Genomic DNA, 15,944 nt, shown 5'->3' with positions numbered 1-15,944 from the left:
CCCGGCACCGTGATTGCTGACAGCCGGTAAGGAACATCGCCGGGAGTTGCGGTCGACCGACATAGCGGCTGGCGGGTACCGGGCGAAGCATTGTCCGTGGGCGTCGGGTCTGAAAGCTCGCCACCCGTCACAGCATTCCTGCTTCGGTGTGGAGCTGTGACGACGCTCGCCATCGGTCCTCCCCGGCCCGGTGGGCGTCACCGTCGATGCCGGGACATGCTGTCGAACCGGCGGTGATGTACGTAGCGGGCGGGGCGGAAGCTGACAGGCCCGATTGCCTGACTGGGCCGTTGCCCGGGCTGTCCGTCCGACGGTCGGGACGCGGCACCTCCGGTCGCCGTCGTCACACCGCGGTGCCGACGGATTCGACGGATGGTGCGGCAACGGGAGGCGTACAGACATGACGACGATGCGACCGGAACGGATATCGCCTTTCCCGGGACCCGTACGACGCACGCCTAAAGGGTCGGCGATCGCCAGGTTGCTACGGACCACCGACGCGAAACAGATCGGGATCATGTACCTGGTCACGTCGTTCGGGTTCTTCTTCGTCGGCGGGTTCATGGCTCTGTTGATGCGCGGCGAGCTCGCCCGCCCGGGTATGCAGTTCCTGTCCCCGGAGCAGTACAACCAGCTGTTCACCATGCACGGCACGATCATGCTGCTGCTGTTCGCCACACCCATCGTGTTCGCCTTCGCCAACTACATCGTGCCGCTGCAGATCGGTGCGCCCGATGTGTCGTTCCCCCGGTTGAACGCATTCGCCTACTGGCTGTACCTGTTCGGCGGCCTGATGGTCGTCGGCGGCTTCGCCACTCCGGGCGGCGCGGCGGACTTCGGATGGTTCGCCTACCAGCCGCTGGCCGGCGCGCAGCACAGTCCCGGCGTGGGCGGCGACCTGTGGTACGCCGGACTGGTCCTGTCCGGCCTGGGCACCATCCTGGGCGCGGTCAACATGATCACTACCATCCTCACCCTGCGCGCGCCCGGGATGACCATGTTCCGGATGCCGATCTTCACCTGGAACATCCTGATCACCGCTCTCATGGTCGTCATTGTGTTTCCGCTGCTGGCGGCCACCTTGCTGGCCGCGATGGCGGACCGGATGCTCGGCGCACACGTCTTCGACCCCGCGACCGGTGGGCCCATGCTGTGGCAGCACCTGTTCTGGTTCTTCGGACACCCCGAGGTCTACATCGTCGCGATCCCGTTCTTCGGCATCATCACGGAGATCATCCCGGTGTTCTCCCGCAAACCGGTCTTCGGCTACAAAGGGCTGGTCGCCGCGACGGTCGCCATCGGCAGCCTCTCAATGTCCGTGTGGGCACACCACATGTTCGCCACCGGGCAGGTCCTGCTCCCGTTCTTCTCATTCCTGTCGTACCTCATCGCCGTTCCCACCGGCATGAAGTTCTTCAACTGGATCGGCACCATGTGGAAAGGACAGCTCAGCTTCGAAACACCGATGCTGTTCGCCATGGGCTTCCTCGTCACCTTCCTGTTCGGCGGCCTGACCGGAGTTCTCCTGGCCGCCCCGCCGATCGACTGGCACGTCACCGACAGCTATTTCGTCGTCGCGCATTTCCATTACGTCCTGTTCGGCACCATCGTGTTCGCCGTATTCGGCGGCGTGTACTTCTGGTTCCCGAAGATGACCGGCCGCACGATGGACGAACGTCTCGGCAAGGTCCACTTCTGGCTGACCTTCATCGGCTTTCACACCACCTTCCTCGTCCAGCACTGGCTGGGCGCCGAAGGGATGCCCCGCCGTTACGCCGACTATCTGCCCTCCGACGGATTCACCACGCTCAACACCATTTCGACCATCGGTTCGTTCATCCTCGGCGCATCGATGCTGCCGTTCGTCTGGAACGTGTGGAAGTCCTACCGATTCGGTCCCCGGGTCACCGTCGACGACCCGTGGGGACATGGCATGTCTCTGGAATGGGCCACCTCCTGCCCACCACCGCTGCGCAACTTCGACCGCATGCCCCGCGTGCGCTCCGAACGGCCCGCGTTCGACCTGCACCACCCCCAACACACACCCGGCCACACGCTGCAGCATCCGCCCCCGGGCGGTGCCCGCCCACTCACCGACGAGTCACACGGCGGCGCCAGCTACCGCGACCACTAGCAGGTCGGAATTCCAGCACCGCAGTGCGATGTTCCGCCTCGTGTCCTACCTGGATGAGCTGCTACAGCTATCCGCCGTTCGACGTAACACGATCTCGGGACCTAGCCGGCTCTCGGAGGCGCATTGTCTCGAGGTGCTGATTCACCGGGAAGTGCGGGCGGCTATTGATGCGCAGGCCTCGAGGCGGTCTCGTCCGAGAGTTTGCTGTGATCGGCGGGATCCGCCGTACCGGTGGCGATGGTCGCCAGCCGTTCGAGGTCGGCATCGTGCAACCCCGGGGTGCTGCGAAGGGCATCGAGGAGCAGGTCGATCTGCCTGCGCAGCGCCGGAACGACGTCCTCGCGCCCGCTCTGCCGGACGTGCACCATGAGCATGTTCAGCACACGGAACAACGCTGCGGCAACCTGGGGTTGCGCCGGCGCGGCCTGCCGGAGCTGGTCGAAGCCGTGGGCGACGTACTCCTGCGGGGAGAGCCGCCAGGGGCGCAGCAGCAACCGCCCCTCCGCGCCGGACACCCCCTCGGCCGGCAGATCGGTGGTCAGCAGCCGGCGCAGAAGGCTGCCGATCCGCAGCACCACCTCGACGGCCGTGGTGGGGTCGTTGATCGCGGCGCTGAGCGCGCGCAGACCAATGTCGACCAGCTGACGGAGTGCGAAATCGATGTCGTTCTGCATGGTCCGGCTGTCGGCGATGAGGACCGTACGGATCAGCCGCCGCCGGGTCCGCTCGGGGCTCGGCGGCACCGGCCAGACCGTGGCGAGCGGCTCACCGGCGTGGATGTAGGCGCCGGTCCGTGTCTCCAGGCATACGGTGGCTCCCGGCTCCACCGCGGCCAGCACCCGGTCGCCGGGCGCCTGGGTCACCCATCCATCGCGAGGCGCCGCCACGGTGAGAACCGGCACGCCCACCGGCGGGTACCGCGTAGCCGCCCGCTGTTCCGTACGCGACACAGCCGCTTCCGCAGCGAGGACCTGTTCGCCCTCCCCGCCGATACTCCGCACGACCTCGCCGACCTGCAGTCCGTGCGCAAGGTGATCCAGGTGGGCGACGATCAGCAGAACGGTGACCACGGTGAGCGCGATCGCGATGGTGAGCGACACCCGGGGAGCCACAGACCCGGCCTCACCGTCGATCCCGCGCAGGATGAGCACGCAGTACACGAACGTGGCGATCAGCGAGCCGATCACCACCTGGCTGAGCCGGTCGCGAATGAACGAGCGCATGACGCGCGGGGAGAACTGGCTGCTGGCCAGCTGCAGGCTCACCACCGTCAGCGAGAACACCACCCCCGCGGTGGTGATGGTCGCCCCGGCGACCGTGCTGAGCAGCCATGTGGCGGTGCTGCTGTGCATCGTCACGGTGAACGGCACCGGCCCGGCATCCCGGTCGACGGCGGCGGCGACCTCGGCCAGCACGATGCTGCCGACCACGATCAACGCTGGCAGCAGGAACAAGCTTTCCCGGAACCGGTAGGCCGCGGCGGCGACAGCCAGGCGCAGGGCCGGACGAACAGAGCCGTTCATGCCCCCAGCTTGGCCGCTGCGCGCGGGCTGGTCCTCCGGCCGCGGCGAAACCACCTGTGCGGGCAGCCTCTGATCCGGCCACAAGGGTCGCGGCGGCCGTCGCGCCTGTTGCAGACGCCCTGGTAGATGGCGACCGGGACCGCGGCCTGCAGGTGGGGATGCCGACGTGCACGCTGCGTCGTGGCCGCCACCACGGATAGCCGCTATGGTGGCCGGCATGCATGACGGGCGCGGCTTCGGCGGCGCCGGCTCGCGCTTCGCGGTGCCGGCGCTGGTCCTGTGGGCCGTCCTGATGGCCGCCCTGGCCACCGCGCGCGACGCAGGGCTGTGCATCGTCTTCCGGCTGACCCGCCGGGCGATCCCCGGCTGCGTTCCCGCCTGGTCGGCGGACCGGGCCCCGCCGGCGCGGGCGACGACCATCTGAAGCCGCCCGCTGCGCAGCGTCCCTCGTGACGCTGCCCCTTGGCCTGGGAGGGTGACCGGGCTGTCGGTGCCCTACCCCTCACCGGCCTGCGCCGGCTGACCCGCCCACATCAACGCCTTCCTCCCGTGCGGCGCCTGGTCGCACGCCGTCGCAGCCCCCCGCTTCCCTTTCCGGAGTTGTCATGGACGTCGAATCAACGCCGCTGCCCGGCATCGGGACATGCCGGACCTTCCACACCGCGACCGGTCACCGGGTCGGGGTCGTCACCCACCACGCCGGCGGCCGCCGGGAACTCGTGCACAGCATCAGCGACGACCCCGACGCCACCTGCAGCCTCACTCTGACCCGCACGGAGGCAACGGCTCTGGCCGGCCTGCTGGGCATCCTGGACGTCATCGACGTCGAGATCGCCGGTCCTGCGCAGCACACCCCGCCCGCGGCGCCACGCTGAGCGCTGCCGGCTCCGGCTCGCGCTGGTGCGCCCGCGGCTGGTACGCCACGCGGACTGTCCCGCGCTGGTCGCGGGCTTGGCGCTGACGTCGGGTCCGGGCCGTCGAGCACCGCCGGACGAGGACGTCAGATGAGTCCGTGGGCCAGCATCGCCTCGGCGACGTTGCGGAAGCCTTCGATGTTGGCCCCGGCGACGTAGTTGCCCGGCATGCCGTACTCCTCCGCGGTGGTGAAGCATCGATGGTGGATGTCACGCATGATGGCGCGCAGCCGCTGCTCGGAGTGCTCGAAAGTCCAGGAGTCCCGGCTGGCGTTCTGCTGCATCTCCAGCGCGCTGGCGGCGACACCGCCGGCGTTGGCCGCCTTGCCCGGCGCGAACCTGACCTTCGCCTCGGCGAAGGCGCGGACCGCCTCCGGGGTGGCGGGCATGTTGGCGCCTTCCACCACGACCGTGCAGTCGCCCCTGATCAGCGATGCCGCCTCAGCGGCGCCGATCTCGTTCTGCGTCGCGCAGGGCAGCGCGACCTGGCAGGGCACCTCCCACACCGAGCGGCCTGGGACGAACCGGGCGTGCCGCCGCTCGGTGACGTAGTCGCCGATCCGGGAACGGCGGACCTCCTTGAGGTCGCGCAGCAGCGCCACGTCGACACCCTCGTCGTCGACGACGTAGCCGGAGGAGTCCGAGCAGGCCACGACCGTGCCGCCCAGCTGGTGCACCTTCTCGATGGCGTAGATCGCCACGTTGCCGGAGCCGGAGACCACCACCTTCTTGCCGTCGAGGCTGTCGCCGGCGGCGCGCAACATCTCCTCGGCGAAGAAGACGGTCCCGTATCCGGTGGCCTCGCGCCGGACCTGGGCACCCCCGTAGCTCAGCCCTTTACCGGTGAGCACACCCGACTCGTAGCGGTTCGTGATGCGCTTGTACTGCCCGAACATGTAGCCGATCTCTCGGCCGCCGACACCGATGTCCCCCGCCGGAACGTCGGTGTACTCCCCGATGTGCCGGTAGAGCTCCGTGATGAACGACTGGCAGAAGCGCATCACCTCGCGGTCCGAGCGGCCCTTGGGGTCGAAGTCCGCACCGCCCTTGCCGCCGCCGATCGGCATACCGGTCAGCGCATTCTTGAACACCTGTTCGAAGCCGAGGAACTTGACGATGCCCAGGTAGACGGAAGGATGGAAACGCAACCCACCCTTGTACGGCCCCAGCGCGCTGTTGAACTCCACCCGGAAGCCCCGGTTGATGTGCACCTCACCCCGGTCGTCCTCCCACGGCACCCGGAAGATGATCTGCCGCTCCGGCTCGCAGATCCGCTCGATGATCTTCGCTTCGGCGTACTCGGGGTGCCGGTGCAGCACCGGGACGACGCTCTCCAGCACCTCGCGTACGGCCTGATGGAACTCGCTCTCGCCCGCGTTGCGCCGCACCACGGCGTCGAAAATGACGCCGACCGTGTCCTGTGCCTTCACCCGTGGTCCTCTCGCCGTAGGAATCGACCGGACGCGGAGGGGCAGCGTCCCCCGCAAGCGTCCCTTGATCCACGCCGTTGTGGACTGCGGTTCGATCATCGTCGCTCGGCCGGCTCCTGGTGAGCCGGTCGTCCGATCCTCCCTGATCAAGACGCCGTCGCGAAGCCACCGGAGCTGCGGCGGATGTCACGGTAGTCACTGGAACCGATCGCATCAGGACCATCCACGTGCGCGGGCGCCTCAAGCCGGGTGACGTCGCACCGCCGGATCGTCACACCGCCTATCCCGAATCCATTGCACTATGCAACACTTGCGGAGTGCAAGAGCCGCCGGGCGTACAGATGCTGCCGACGTCTTCCGCCGAGCTGATCGCCTTCGAGACCGCGACCAAGGACCTCGTCGGCGTCGCGCTGCGCAGCCTCGAACTGCTGGAGGGCGAGGTTTCCCTGCCCCAGTTCCGGCTCATGCTTCTGCTCGCCGAGCGAGGGCGCACCACGTCGACCCAGGCCGCCGACGCTCTCGGGCTCGCCGGCTCCTCGATCACCCGCCTCGGCGACCGTCTGAACACATCAGGTCATCTCCTCCGAGGTACCGACCCGGCGAACCGCAGTGTCGTCACGTTGGAGCTGACAGCACGGGGCCACGATCTGGTCGCGCAGGTGACGAACCGTCGCCGCCAGGAGTTGAGCCGGGCGCTGGATGGTCTCGAACCCTCCGAGCGCGCCGCCTGCGCTCGAGGCCTGCGCGCTCTGCATGAACGCCTCGGCGCTGATTACACCATCGGCCTGCACGGCCCGATGCCGTTGTAGACCCATCCGGCGACCCACCGGCCTCCCGACAACGACGTCTTCTTGGATGAGCCGCATCGATGCCCGACTCTGACGCAAGGAGAAGCTGTTGCCCCCCACCCCGGCCACTCGACGCCCCGCCGCCGCGCGCGGTGACGGTCAATGGGCCCTCGGCCACCGCGAGCCCCTCAACGACACCGAGCGGTTCAAACGCGACGACGACGGCCTGAAGGTTCGCGATCGGATCCTCAACGTCTACGCCCGCCATGGCTTCGCCTCGATCGACCCGTCGGACCTCAGGGGACGCTTCCGGTGGTACGGCCTGTACACCCAGCGCCGTCCCGGCATCGACGGCGGCCGCACGGCCGGCCTGGAACCGCAGCAACTCGAAGACGAGTACTTCATGCTGCGTGTCCGGATCCCCGGCGGACAGCTGGACACCCGTCAACTGAGCGTCATCGGTGAGCTGGCCACCCGCTACGGCCGAGACATCGCCGACATCACCAACCGGCAGAACATCCAACTCCATTGGGTACGGATCCAGGACGTACCCGCCATCTGGGAGCGGCTCGACGCAGTCGGCCTGTCCACCACGGAAGCCTGCGGTGACACCCCCCGCAACATGCTCGGTTGCCCGCTGGCCGGAATCGCCGAGGATGAGATCATCGACGGCACGCCCGCGCTGGACTCCCTTGCCCCGTTCGTCGGTGACCCGACGTTCTCGAACCTTCCCCGCAAGTACAAGACCGCCATCTCCGGCTGTGCGCAGCACTGCACCATTCACGAGATCAACGACATTGCGTTCGTCGGCGTCCACGGACCCGACGGCACACCGGGGTACGACCTGTGGGTCGGCGGTGGGCTGTCCACCAACCCCATGTTCGGCCAACGCCTCGGCGTGTTCATCGCCGCCGACCGGGTGGCGGAGATCTGGGTGGCGGTCACCTCGCTGTTTCGCGATCACGGCTACCGGCGGCTACGCGCCCGCGCCCGCCTGAAGTTCCTCGTCGCCGACTGGGGTCCGGCGACATTCCGGAAGGTCCTGGAATCGGAATACCTCACGGCGCCCCTGCCGGACGGACCGGCGCCGGCCGCTGCCACCGACCTGCGCCGAGACCACGTCGGCATACACCGGCAGAAGGACGGCCGGTTCTACCTGGGACTGGCACCCCGCGTCGGACGGATGTCCGGATCGCTGCTGACCCAGGTCGCCGACCTCGCCGAGCGGCACGGTTCAGGACGTGTCCGGACGACCATCGAGCAGAAACTGATCATCCTCGACGTCCCCGAGGACCAGGTGCAGGCCCTGGCAGCCGCCCTGGACGTCATCGGCCTGCCGACCCTGCCCAGCACCTTCCGCCGGCAGACGATGGCTTGCACGGGCATCGAGTTCTGCAAGCTGGCCATCGTGAACACCAAGGATCGCGCCACCGACCTCATCGCCGAGCTCGAACGGCGCCTCCCGGGCTTCGACGAGGCGGTGACCTTGAACATCAACGGATGCCCCAACTCCTGCGCTCGGGTACAGACCGCCGACATCGGACTTCGGGGCCAGATCATCACCAACTCCGCCGGCGAGAGAGTGGAGGGCTTCCACGTCCAACTCGGCGGCGGACTCTCCGCGGAAGTCGGTTTCGGCCGCAAGGTACGGGGTTTGAAAGTCACCACTGACGACCTGGCCGATTATGTCGAGCGGCTCCTCAACCGGTTCCTGACGGCCAAGGACGCCGGGGAGACTTTCGCCGGGTGGGTCGCCCGTGCCACCGACGAGGACCTCAGATGAGACGGAACCCAGAAATCTTCTACTGCCCTTACTGCAGCGAAGAGAACCTGTTCCCGGTGGACGAAGCCGCTTGGCGTTGTGCCTGTTGCCTGCGTACCTTCGTCGTCACCTTGACCTCCTACGGCCTCGACCGGGCAGGTCCCGCGGAGGCGACAGATCGTGGATGAAGGGCCTTCTGAACCGGGCCCAGCCGCTACAGGCCGAGCATCACGGCGTTGCGGACGGCGTCGTTGACCGCGTGCGCGAAACGCCGGCGCGGCGAGGTTGCGTGAGCGGCGCCAGGCCATCGACAACGGCACTCCCAGGACGACGTGGACGACGACGAGTTCGATGACCTGCAGCCACCACGGCAGACCGTGCGAGACGGGCAGGTGCCACAGACCCCACAGCGTGGAGGTGAACACGGCGGACTGCCATCCGCGGGTTTCGCCGTCGTGGTGCACGTGGGCGTCGAGTGCTCCGCGGAAGGTCACTTCCTCCAGCAGAAAGGCCGCAGGAAAGTACAACGCGATGTACGCCGGCAGTGCCCCGAGCGCCGCGCTCACCGGCACCGGCGTCCCGGTCATGACGTGCAGCGCGCCGTACACCAGCGTCATGCCGCCGGCCCCGACGGCGATCGGGAGGGCCGCGGTCCGCAAGGTCGAGGACACGGACCGGGCGCGGCTGGCGAAGGCAGCGCAGGCGGCTCCGGCAGTGGCTGCGGCGTACCAGCCGGTGGTGACCCAGTCGTGCCCGGTCAGGGACCGGACGGCGTACCAGCCCGGAACGACGGCCAGGGCCAGCGCGAGCGCGGCGCCACGGCGGTCGAGCGTGAATCGGCTGGTCCCTGCGGCGAAGAGCGCACGCAGCGGACGCCTGCGCACGATGACCTGGAACGCCACCGTCAGCGGAATTCCCAGGAGCAGGTAGCCGTTGCTGGTCGACGTCAGCAGGTATCCGGCGGCGATCCAGACGGCGACGAACGCCCCCGCTTCGACGCTGCGGCGTCGTCTGGATCGACCGATCGAAGAGGTCGCCGGCGCGGACGCAGTCCGCGGTCCGGTCGTTGATGGCATGTCGTTCCTCCTGGCGGATCGCCGGCGGTCAGCGGTTGATCGGCTGTCCGGTGCGGGCCGAGATGACGACGTCCGAGATCGCCCGAGAGGTGATGGCTGCGTACTGCTGCACGGCGACGAGGTCTTCGTGGGTGGCCCCGTCGACGATGTGGTGGACGGTGTTCGTCGACAGTGCGGCCAGGCGGTCCTGCGCGGTGAGCCACGTAGCGGAGCTGTTGGCGCCAGCCGTCAGGACGGCGAGCGGCTTGTCGCCGAAGCTCGTGAGCGCGGCGGCGTCCCGCATGGAGGCGGAGCCCATGAGGTACTCGTCGAGGGTGCTGCGCACGGTGCCGGGCGTAGCGGCGGAGGCACGGACGTCGGCGCGGGCCTGCTCGGGCAGGTCACCGAAGGCGCTGCCGGCGTAGAGGCGGCCCAGGCCGAGCCGCGAGGTCGTCGAGAGCAGGGCCGAGACCCGTCGCAGGGTGTCGCCTTCGTCCTCGGTTCGAGCTGTCGAGGGGGCGTCCGTGGTCGTGGGCGCGGTGGTGTCGACGAGGACCATGCCGGCGACCTCGTCGGGGTAGCGGTCGGCGAAGGTGAGCACGTAGAGGCCTCCGAAGGAGTGCCCGGCGAGCACGTACGGCCCGGGGACACCGGCGCGGTGCAGCAGGGTGTGCAAGTCGTCGGCGATCCGGGCGCCGCTCTGGGGCGCGCCGGCGGGGTCGCTCCAGCCACGCCCGGCCCGGTCGTAGGCGCAGACGCGGGTGCTGCGGGCGACGGCCGGGGTGATCCATCCGAGGTTGGCGGCCATCTCCCCCGCACCCGGTTCGAGCACGACGGTGGGGGTTCCCGAGCCGGTGCAGGTCAGGTGCAGGCGGTGGCCGCCGACGTCGACCAGCCGGCCCGGCATTGACAGGGCCCGGGAATCGGCGGCCTGGGCGACGGTCTGGTAGCCGGCGCCGACCGAGGCCAGCGCCAGGAGTGCGACGACTGCGAGCAGCTGGCGGCGCCCGCTGCGGCTGGGCAGACGGCGTACACGTCGGGTGGTCCAAGCGGCGAGCAGGAGGGCGGCGGGGGGCCAGATCCAGTCGAGCCCTGGGTGCACGGCTGAGCCGAGGGTGAGCAGGGTGAGCCCGCTGAGGCTCATGAACGCCGCGGGTGCGGCGGCCCATCGCTGCGGCGCGGACGTGTACCGGGTCGACAGCGCGGCGAGCATCGCCCAGCCGACGGCGAACCCGATGAGGACCGCGCCCGTGACACCGTCCTCGTCCGCCGGGACGAACGGGGCAGTCGCGAGCAGCAGGGCGGTGACGATCCCCGTGGTGAGGGAGCCGGCGATGATCCGGCCCAGGTAGCGGTGGGACGCCGGGTGCGCGGGCACCGAGGCGCCGGCAGCGCCGGACGGGACGGGTGCAGGTCGCGGCTTGGGGCCGTAGGGGCGGGTCTGGCTGGTCATGACGGCTGACTCCTCGATCGGGGCCGGTGCTGCGTTGTGGCTCCACGCTCGGGGTTGCGGCGTCCGGTCGCCCCGGTCAAGTGACCGGGTTCCGCCGTCATTCGCGCGTCCGCCTGCCCGGACGGGCGGCGATCAGGACAGGTCGAGTCGGGCGAGCTCGCCGCGGGAGGCGACCCCCACCTTGGCGAAGACGTTGCGCAGGTGGAAGGCGACCGTCCGGTGGGACACCCAGCACTGGGCGGCGATCTCCTTGTTCGACAGCCCTTGCCGGACCAGCTCGGCGACCTGCCGCTCCATCGGGGTCAGGTGCAGCGCTGTCGACACGTCCCGCTTGCGGGCCGTCTCGCCCGAGGCGCGCAGCTCCTGCGCCGCCCGGGCAGCCAGCGGCGTCGCCCGCAAATCCTCGAAGGCCTCGAGCGCTGCCCTCAGATGCGTGCGAGCCTCGACCCGGCGCTGCGACCGGCGCAGCCACTCCCCGTAGGCCAGCTCGGTGCGCGCCCGGTCGTACGGGTGGGCGTCGGCACGCGACGTCCGCGCGTGGTGGGCGAGCGCGCTGTCGAACAGGTCGGCGACGTCCGCCGGCTGGGCCAGCAGGGCCCGTGCGTGCGCGACGACGGCTGCTGCCCACGCCCACCCGGTGCCGGCGGCGAACACGGCCAGGTCCTCGGTCCAGGCGACCGCCTGGACCCGGTCCCCGGCCCGGACGGCGGCCTCGATCCGGTCGAGCGCCGCGAGCCGGTGCAGGGTGGCCACGCGCATCGCGGCGAAGTGGTGCAGCGCCGTGCCGGGCGCGCCGTCGTGCGCCGCCCGGACGCCGCGTGCCCAGCGCCCCAGATCGTGGACCGGGTCGGCGAGCACGCCCAGCGGCTGCGCGGCGGCCGCTTCGAGGTCGGCCAGGAGGGCGTCGAGTTCGGCGGCGGGTCGCCCCTGCACCGCGGCGAGCAGCCCGAGCTGGCCGAGCGGGACGGCTGCGAGCGGACGCTTCCCGGCGCTGGCGCTCAGGGACATCCCCTCTTCGGCGTCTCGCCGCAGGTCGGTCCAGCGGCCGGTGGTGAACCGGGTGAAGCCCAGCCGCGGCAGCGCGTACAGCACGCCCATGACGTCGCCGGCGTCCCGGGCGCCGGTGAGCATGCGGGTGAAGCAGCGCCGGTGCGCCTCGTCGTCGCCCAGGTGCAGGGCCAGGTTGCCCAGATGGGCCAGAACGTCCGGGGCGTCGATGCCGGTCCCCTCACGCAGGGCCGCATGCAGGGACGCCGACGCTGCCGACCAGTCCGCGACCGCGGCCTGGGTGAGGCTGAGCAGGAGATGGCCCAGGCAACGGCGGTGCACGGTGTCACCAGCGGTGGCGGCGACGGCGAGCTCCCGGACGTCGAACACGGTGCCGCTGTCGGCACCGTGGCTGCGCAGGAGGGCTGCTGCGACAGCCAGCTCGAGGGCGCGCGCGGGGTCGAGGCCCGCGACGTCGCGGGCAGAGACGGAGAAGATGCGGTGGGCGTCGATGGCCGACCCGACGTTGACCTCGATGCGGCCGCGCAGGCGGTCGATGTCTGCGCCCAGCAGCACGTCGGACATGCTCCCAGCGTGCTCTTGCGCGGACGTGACGAGCACCCGGGCGGACCTTGTCTCCCCCGCGGCCCAGGCGTTTCGCGCGGCGGCGAAGAGGCGGACGGCGCGTGGACGGTCGCCGTCGACGAGCTCGGCGGCACGTGCGTACGCCGCTGCCGCGGCGGCGTACCCGGCTCGTCGCTCCGCGCGGGCGGCGGCGTCATCCAGCGCGGCGACGACGCCGGGGTCCGGCATGTCCACCGAGGCGGCGCGGTGCCACGCCTGCCGGTCGGCGTCGGCCGGGTCCGCTACGTCGGCGAGAGCCCGGTGGACCTGTCGGCGCTCACCGCTTGTCGCCGCCTGGTAGACCGCCGACCGGACCAGCGGATGCCGGACGCGGAGGCGGTCGGCGTCCACCACCACCATCCCTGAGCGCTCGGCGGCCTCGAGCGCCTCCGCGGGGACCCCGAGTAGCGCGGCGGCTCGGCGGACTGTGGCGACCTGCCCGGAGTCGTCGGCGGCGGCGACGAGCAGGAGGGTCTGCACCGCGGCCGGCAGACGACGGCACCGGTCCAGGAACACCCGTTCCATCCCCGGGGTCAGCTGTGGCCGCTGCGGAAGAGGGGTGACACCGCGGAGCTGTTCCGGCGTGAGCGTGGTGGGCAGCTCGACGAGCGCCAGCGGGTTCCCGCCGGTCTGCGCCATGAGCACGTCGGCGACGTCGGCGGCCACCTCACCGGCCGCGTCGGTCAGGACGGCACGGGCCGCCGCATCGGCCAGGGGCGCCAGTGCCAGGCTCGGGACGCCGTCCGGCGCGAACGACCGGCCCTCGCCGTCCCGAGCGGCGAACACCACGGCGACCCGGTCCGCGCCGAGCCGGCGCCCGGCTGTCAGCAGCGCCTCGGACGTCGCCTGGTCGAGCCACTGCGCGTCGTCCACCAGGCACAGCACGGTGGCGTTCTCGGCCGCCTCGGCGAGCATCGACAGCGTCGCCAGCGCGACGAGGAACGGCTGCGGGATTCCGCCGTCATCCGTGCCGAACTCCAGACCGAACGCCGTCCTCATGGCGCGGGCCTGCGGCGGCGGGAGCCGGTCGAGCAGCCCGAGGACCGGACGCAGCAGCCGGTGCAGCGCTGCGAACGCCAACGGCGCCTCGGACTCGACGCCCTGAGTCCTCAGGACGCACACCCCGTCGGCGGTGTCCGCGGCGAGCCAGTCGATCAGCGTGGTCTTGCCGACTCCGGGTTCGCCGTGGACCAGCACCATCCCGGCACGGCCGGCCCGCGCGTCCCGCAGGACACCGGCGAGCCGCGCCTGCTCGGCGTCCCGTCCGTGCAGCACGCGCCGACCATACGCCGGAGGTGACCAGCGGCGCGATCACACACACTGCGCGCGCGTGAATCCTGGCGGATGTGCCGGGGCGAGTGTCCCGTCGCCGGCTGCACCGTGGAGCCGGCGCCCGGATCGTGCGTCATCCACGCGGCTCGCGCCGCAGCCTCCCGGAGGACCGTAGATGCCCGACACCTCGGCGCACCCGGCACAGATCGGCACCCACACCTGGCTGGAGCGCACCGGCGGCGCCCTCTCACCGCGCGAGCGACGACAGCTGCTCCGGCCCCTGGCGGCCGCCCACCTGGCCAACGCAGCCGGCCGGATCAGCGGGCTTGCGCGAAGAGGTCCCGGCCGATACAAGACGACCGGCCTTAATCTCGGACCGGCTCCCGACTCGCGACTGGCGCGGGCCGCCGAGAGCCTCGCCCGGCACCGGCTGACCCCGGCTCTGCTCAACCATTCCTACCGTACGTTCGCGTTCGGCACGGTGCTCGGCCGGCTCTCCCGCCTCGACGTCGACCGTGACCTGCTGTTCGCCGCGGCCATGCTGCACGACCTCGGCCTGACGTCGCCCACGCCGCGCGTCGACTTCACCCTGGTCGGTGCGCGGGCCGCCCGCGACCTCGCCGAGCAGGCCGGGCTTTCCGCGCCGGCCACGGACACCCTGCTGAGCGCCATCACGCTGCACCACTCGCCCGGCGTCACACCCGCCTACGGGCCGGTCGCCCACCTGCTCTCGGCCGGCGCGGCCCTCGACGTCGCCGGGCTGCGTTCCTGGACCGTGCCGCCGCGCACCCTCAGCGCCGTCACCTCGGCGTACCCCCGCCTCGGGTTCAAACGCGAGTTCATCGCCGCCTTCCGTACCGAAGCGGCCCACGTCCCCGCCGGCCGCGCAGCCTTCCTGCGCCGGTACGGAGCCTTCGAACTGGCGATCCGGCTCGCCCCGTTCCACGGCTGACCGGGGCGACCATCCAGCCGCGGTGACGATCGAGAATGGAAGCCACATGAAGCTGTCAGCGCCGGGGATCGCCTTGGCGCAGACTGTCGTTTCGGCGGCGGCCGTGGTGGCACAGCCGCCACCACAGCACCGCAAATCCGACGAGCACGATGCCCGCGAGCACGTACGGCTCGTAACGGTGCACGGCGACGGTGATGGCCTTCCAGTGGTCGCCGGCGACATAGCCCACGGTGCACCAGACACCGACCCACAGGGCCGCACCGATGACGTTGTACATCACGAACCGGAACCAGGGCATGCCACTGGCACCTGCGACGACGCCGTTGAGCTGGCGCAGCCCTTCCACGAAGCGGGCGGCCGCGACAACCTTGGGGCCGTGCCGGCTCATGAACGCCTCCACCCGGGCGAATCGCTCGGGCGTCAGCCGCACCAGCCGGCCGTAGCGCAGAACCAGCGGCCTGCCGCCGGCCCGGCCGATCAGGTAGCCGAGGCTGTCGCCGCACACGGCCGCCGCGAACGCGACGACGGCGACCAGGAAAATGTTGAGCCGGCCGTGCCCGGCCGCCCCGGCTCCCGCGATGATCGCGGTCTCGCCGGGGGCGGGAACCCCGAAGCCTTCCACGAACACGGTGAACGCCACCCCGAGGTAGCCGTAGCGGGTCGCGAGCGCGGACAGCGACAGACCGAGGATGATCATGACCAGGGGGCCGCCACGACCGGCGCGGGAGAGTCCTGGCGCCGGACCAGCGGGCGCAGCGGGGTACGCCCGGCCCAGGCCAGCAACCCATACCTCGCGTACGCGGCGAGCAGGGTATGCAGCCACGGCGTCGATCGGGCGAACCGGTTGACCGCTGGAAACCACGACGCGTCCATGCGCACCCCCACCCTCACCCCGAGCGCACGATGAGCGCTGATCGGGTCGTGGCATCACCGTAGGAACGCCACGATGAAAGACAGATGAACCCTGGGGCGGCCGAGGTCCACTGGTCCACGTTGACGAGCAGCCGAAGGGAGGGTGCGTTCACCGGCTGCCAGTTCCACCAGCTCCAA

Annotated in this window: 13 protein-coding genes; 6 read left to right on the top strand and 7 right to left on the bottom strand. The window is 70.6% G+C overall.

The window, feature by feature from the left end:
• Positions 1 to 400 precede the first annotated feature (400 nt).
• Entirely contained in the window at positions 401 to 2,134 is a 1,734-nt protein-coding gene (gene ctaD, locus COUCH_RS15630) for an aa3-type cytochrome oxidase subunit I (RefSeq protein WP_249612804.1), read from the top strand.
• A 161-nt stretch (positions 2,135 to 2,295) separates the two neighbouring features.
• Here ctaD and COUCH_RS15625 read toward each other — a convergent pair whose 3' ends face one another.
• A complete protein-coding gene (locus tag COUCH_RS15625; protein WP_249612803.1) occupies positions 2,296 to 3,657 on the bottom strand; it encodes a DUF2254 domain-containing protein in 1,362 nt (453 codons plus the stop codon).
• 217 nt (positions 3,658 to 3,874) lie between these two features.
• On the opposite strand from COUCH_RS15625, the gene COUCH_RS15620 reads away from it, so the two are divergent.
• Together COUCH_RS15620 and COUCH_RS15615 are read left to right on the top strand one after the other, a co-directional pair.
• Entirely contained in the window at positions 3,875 to 4,081 is a 207-nt protein-coding gene (locus COUCH_RS15620; RefSeq protein ID WP_249612802.1) for a hypothetical protein, read from the top strand.
• A 181-nt stretch (positions 4,082 to 4,262) separates the two neighbouring features.
• Entirely contained in the window at positions 4,263 to 4,532 is a 270-nt protein-coding gene (locus tag COUCH_RS15615) for a potassium transporter TrkA (RefSeq protein ID WP_249612801.1), read from the top strand.
• A 125-nt stretch (positions 4,533 to 4,657) separates the two neighbouring features.
• Here the strand turns inward: COUCH_RS15615 and gdhA are convergent, their stop codons facing one another.
• Positions 4,658 to 6,001: an NADP-specific glutamate dehydrogenase gene (gene gdhA / locus COUCH_RS15610; protein WP_249612800.1), complete on the bottom strand. Its 1,344-nt coding sequence runs from the start codon at positions 5,999 to 6,001 to the stop codon at positions 4,658 to 4,660.
• Between the two features lie 317 nt (positions 6,002 to 6,318).
• Between gdhA and COUCH_RS15605 the strand changes: the two genes are divergently transcribed.
• Together COUCH_RS15605 and COUCH_RS15600 are read left to right on the top strand one after the other, a co-directional pair.
• Positions 6,319 to 6,810 (top strand): MarR family winged helix-turn-helix transcriptional regulator, encoded by a 492-nt coding sequence (locus COUCH_RS15605; protein ID WP_249612799.1) that lies wholly within the window; start codon positions 6,319 to 6,321, stop codon positions 6,808 to 6,810.
• 88 nt (positions 6,811 to 6,898) lie between these two features.
• The gene (locus tag COUCH_RS15600) at positions 6,899 to 8,572 is read left to right on the top strand and encodes a nitrite/sulfite reductase (RefSeq protein ID WP_249612798.1); all 1,674 of its coding nucleotides are present in this window, start codon (positions 6,899 to 6,901) and stop codon (positions 8,570 to 8,572) included.
• Here COUCH_RS15600 and COUCH_RS15595 read toward each other — a convergent pair.
• The 3 genes from COUCH_RS15595 to COUCH_RS15585 all read right to left on the bottom strand — a co-directional run bounded on the left by COUCH_RS15595 (position 8,473) and on the right by COUCH_RS15585 (position 13,945).
• Positions 8,473 to 9,627 carry a CPBP family glutamic-type intramembrane protease gene (locus tag COUCH_RS15595; protein ID WP_249612797.1) on the bottom strand — a complete coding sequence of 385 codons (1,155 nt, stop codon included), beginning with the start codon at positions 9,625 to 9,627 and terminating at the stop codon, positions 8,473 to 8,475. The genes COUCH_RS15600 and COUCH_RS15595 overlap by 100 nt on opposite strands.
• Before the next feature lie 28 nt (positions 9,628 to 9,655).
• Positions 9,656 to 11,059, bottom strand: a complete 1,404-nt coding sequence (locus COUCH_RS15590; protein WP_249612796.1) for an alpha/beta hydrolase — start codon at positions 11,057 to 11,059, stop codon at positions 9,656 to 9,658.
• 132 nt (positions 11,060 to 11,191) lie between these two features.
• Complete coding sequence (locus COUCH_RS15585) at positions 11,192 to 13,945, bottom strand: helix-turn-helix transcriptional regulator (protein ID WP_249612795.1); 2,754 nt, start codon at positions 13,943 to 13,945, stop codon at positions 11,192 to 11,194.
• Positions 13,946 to 14,117: 172 nt separating this feature from the next.
• On the opposite strand from COUCH_RS15585, the gene COUCH_RS15580 reads away from it, so the two are divergent.
• Positions 14,118 to 14,894 (top strand): HD domain-containing protein, encoded by a 777-nt coding sequence (locus COUCH_RS15580; protein WP_249612794.1) that lies wholly within the window; start codon positions 14,118 to 14,120, stop codon positions 14,892 to 14,894.
• A gap of 55 nt (positions 14,895 to 14,949) precedes the next feature.
• On the opposite strand, the gene COUCH_RS15575 is transcribed toward COUCH_RS15580, so the two are convergent.
• Positions 14,950 to 15,591 carry a DedA family protein gene (locus COUCH_RS15575; RefSeq protein WP_249612793.1) on the bottom strand — a complete coding sequence of 214 codons (642 nt, stop codon included), beginning with the start codon at positions 15,589 to 15,591 and terminating at the stop codon, positions 14,950 to 14,952.
• Positions 15,588 to 15,767: a hypothetical protein gene (locus COUCH_RS15570; protein WP_249612792.1), complete on the bottom strand. Its 180-nt coding sequence runs from the start codon at positions 15,765 to 15,767 to the stop codon at positions 15,588 to 15,590. Before COUCH_RS15570 ends, COUCH_RS15575 begins: the two co-directional genes overlap by 4 nt.
• Between the last annotated feature and the right edge of the window lie 177 nt (positions 15,768 to 15,944).

The organism is Couchioplanes caeruleus, from assembly GCF_023499255.1.
GTDB classification, from domain to species: Bacteria; Actinomycetota; Actinomycetes; order Mycobacteriales; family Micromonosporaceae; genus Actinoplanes; species Actinoplanes caeruleus_A.
The sequence above is the reverse complement of the archived record's forward strand: the minus strand, read 5'-3'. Positions and strand labels throughout refer to the sequence as shown.

What these genes read in the sequence shown, in the direction of transcription:
- ctaD (WP_249612804.1), top strand. Translation starts at nt 401, where the DNA reads ATGACGACGATGCGACCGGAACGGATATCGCCTTTCCCGGGACCCGTA.
- COUCH_RS15625 (WP_249612803.1), bottom strand. Translation starts at nt 3,657, where the DNA reads ATGAACGGCTCTGTTCGTCCGGCCCTGCGCCTGGCTGTCGCCGCCGCG.
- COUCH_RS15620 (WP_249612802.1), top strand. Translation starts at nt 3,875, where the DNA reads ATGCATGACGGGCGCGGCTTCGGCGGCGCCGGCTCGCGCTTCGCGGTG.
- COUCH_RS15615 (WP_249612801.1), top strand. Translation starts at nt 4,263, where the DNA reads ATGGACGTCGAATCAACGCCGCTGCCCGGCATCGGGACATGCCGGACC.
- COUCH_RS15595 (WP_249612797.1), bottom strand. Translation starts at nt 9,627, where the DNA reads ATGCCATCAACGACCGGACCGCGGACTGCGTCCGCGCCGGCGACCTCT.
- COUCH_RS15590 (WP_249612796.1), bottom strand. Translation starts at nt 11,059, where the DNA reads ATGACCAGCCAGACCCGCCCCTACGGCCCCAAGCCGCGACCTGCACCC.
- COUCH_RS15580 (WP_249612794.1), top strand. Translation starts at nt 14,118, where the DNA reads ATGCCCGACACCTCGGCGCACCCGGCACAGATCGGCACCCACACCTGG.
- COUCH_RS15575 (WP_249612793.1), bottom strand. Translation starts at nt 15,591, where the DNA reads ATGATCATCCTCGGTCTGTCGCTGTCCGCGCTCGCGACCCGCTACGGC.
- COUCH_RS15570 (WP_249612792.1), bottom strand. Translation starts at nt 15,767, where the DNA reads ATGGACGCGTCGTGGTTTCCAGCGGTCAACCGGTTCGCCCGATCGACG.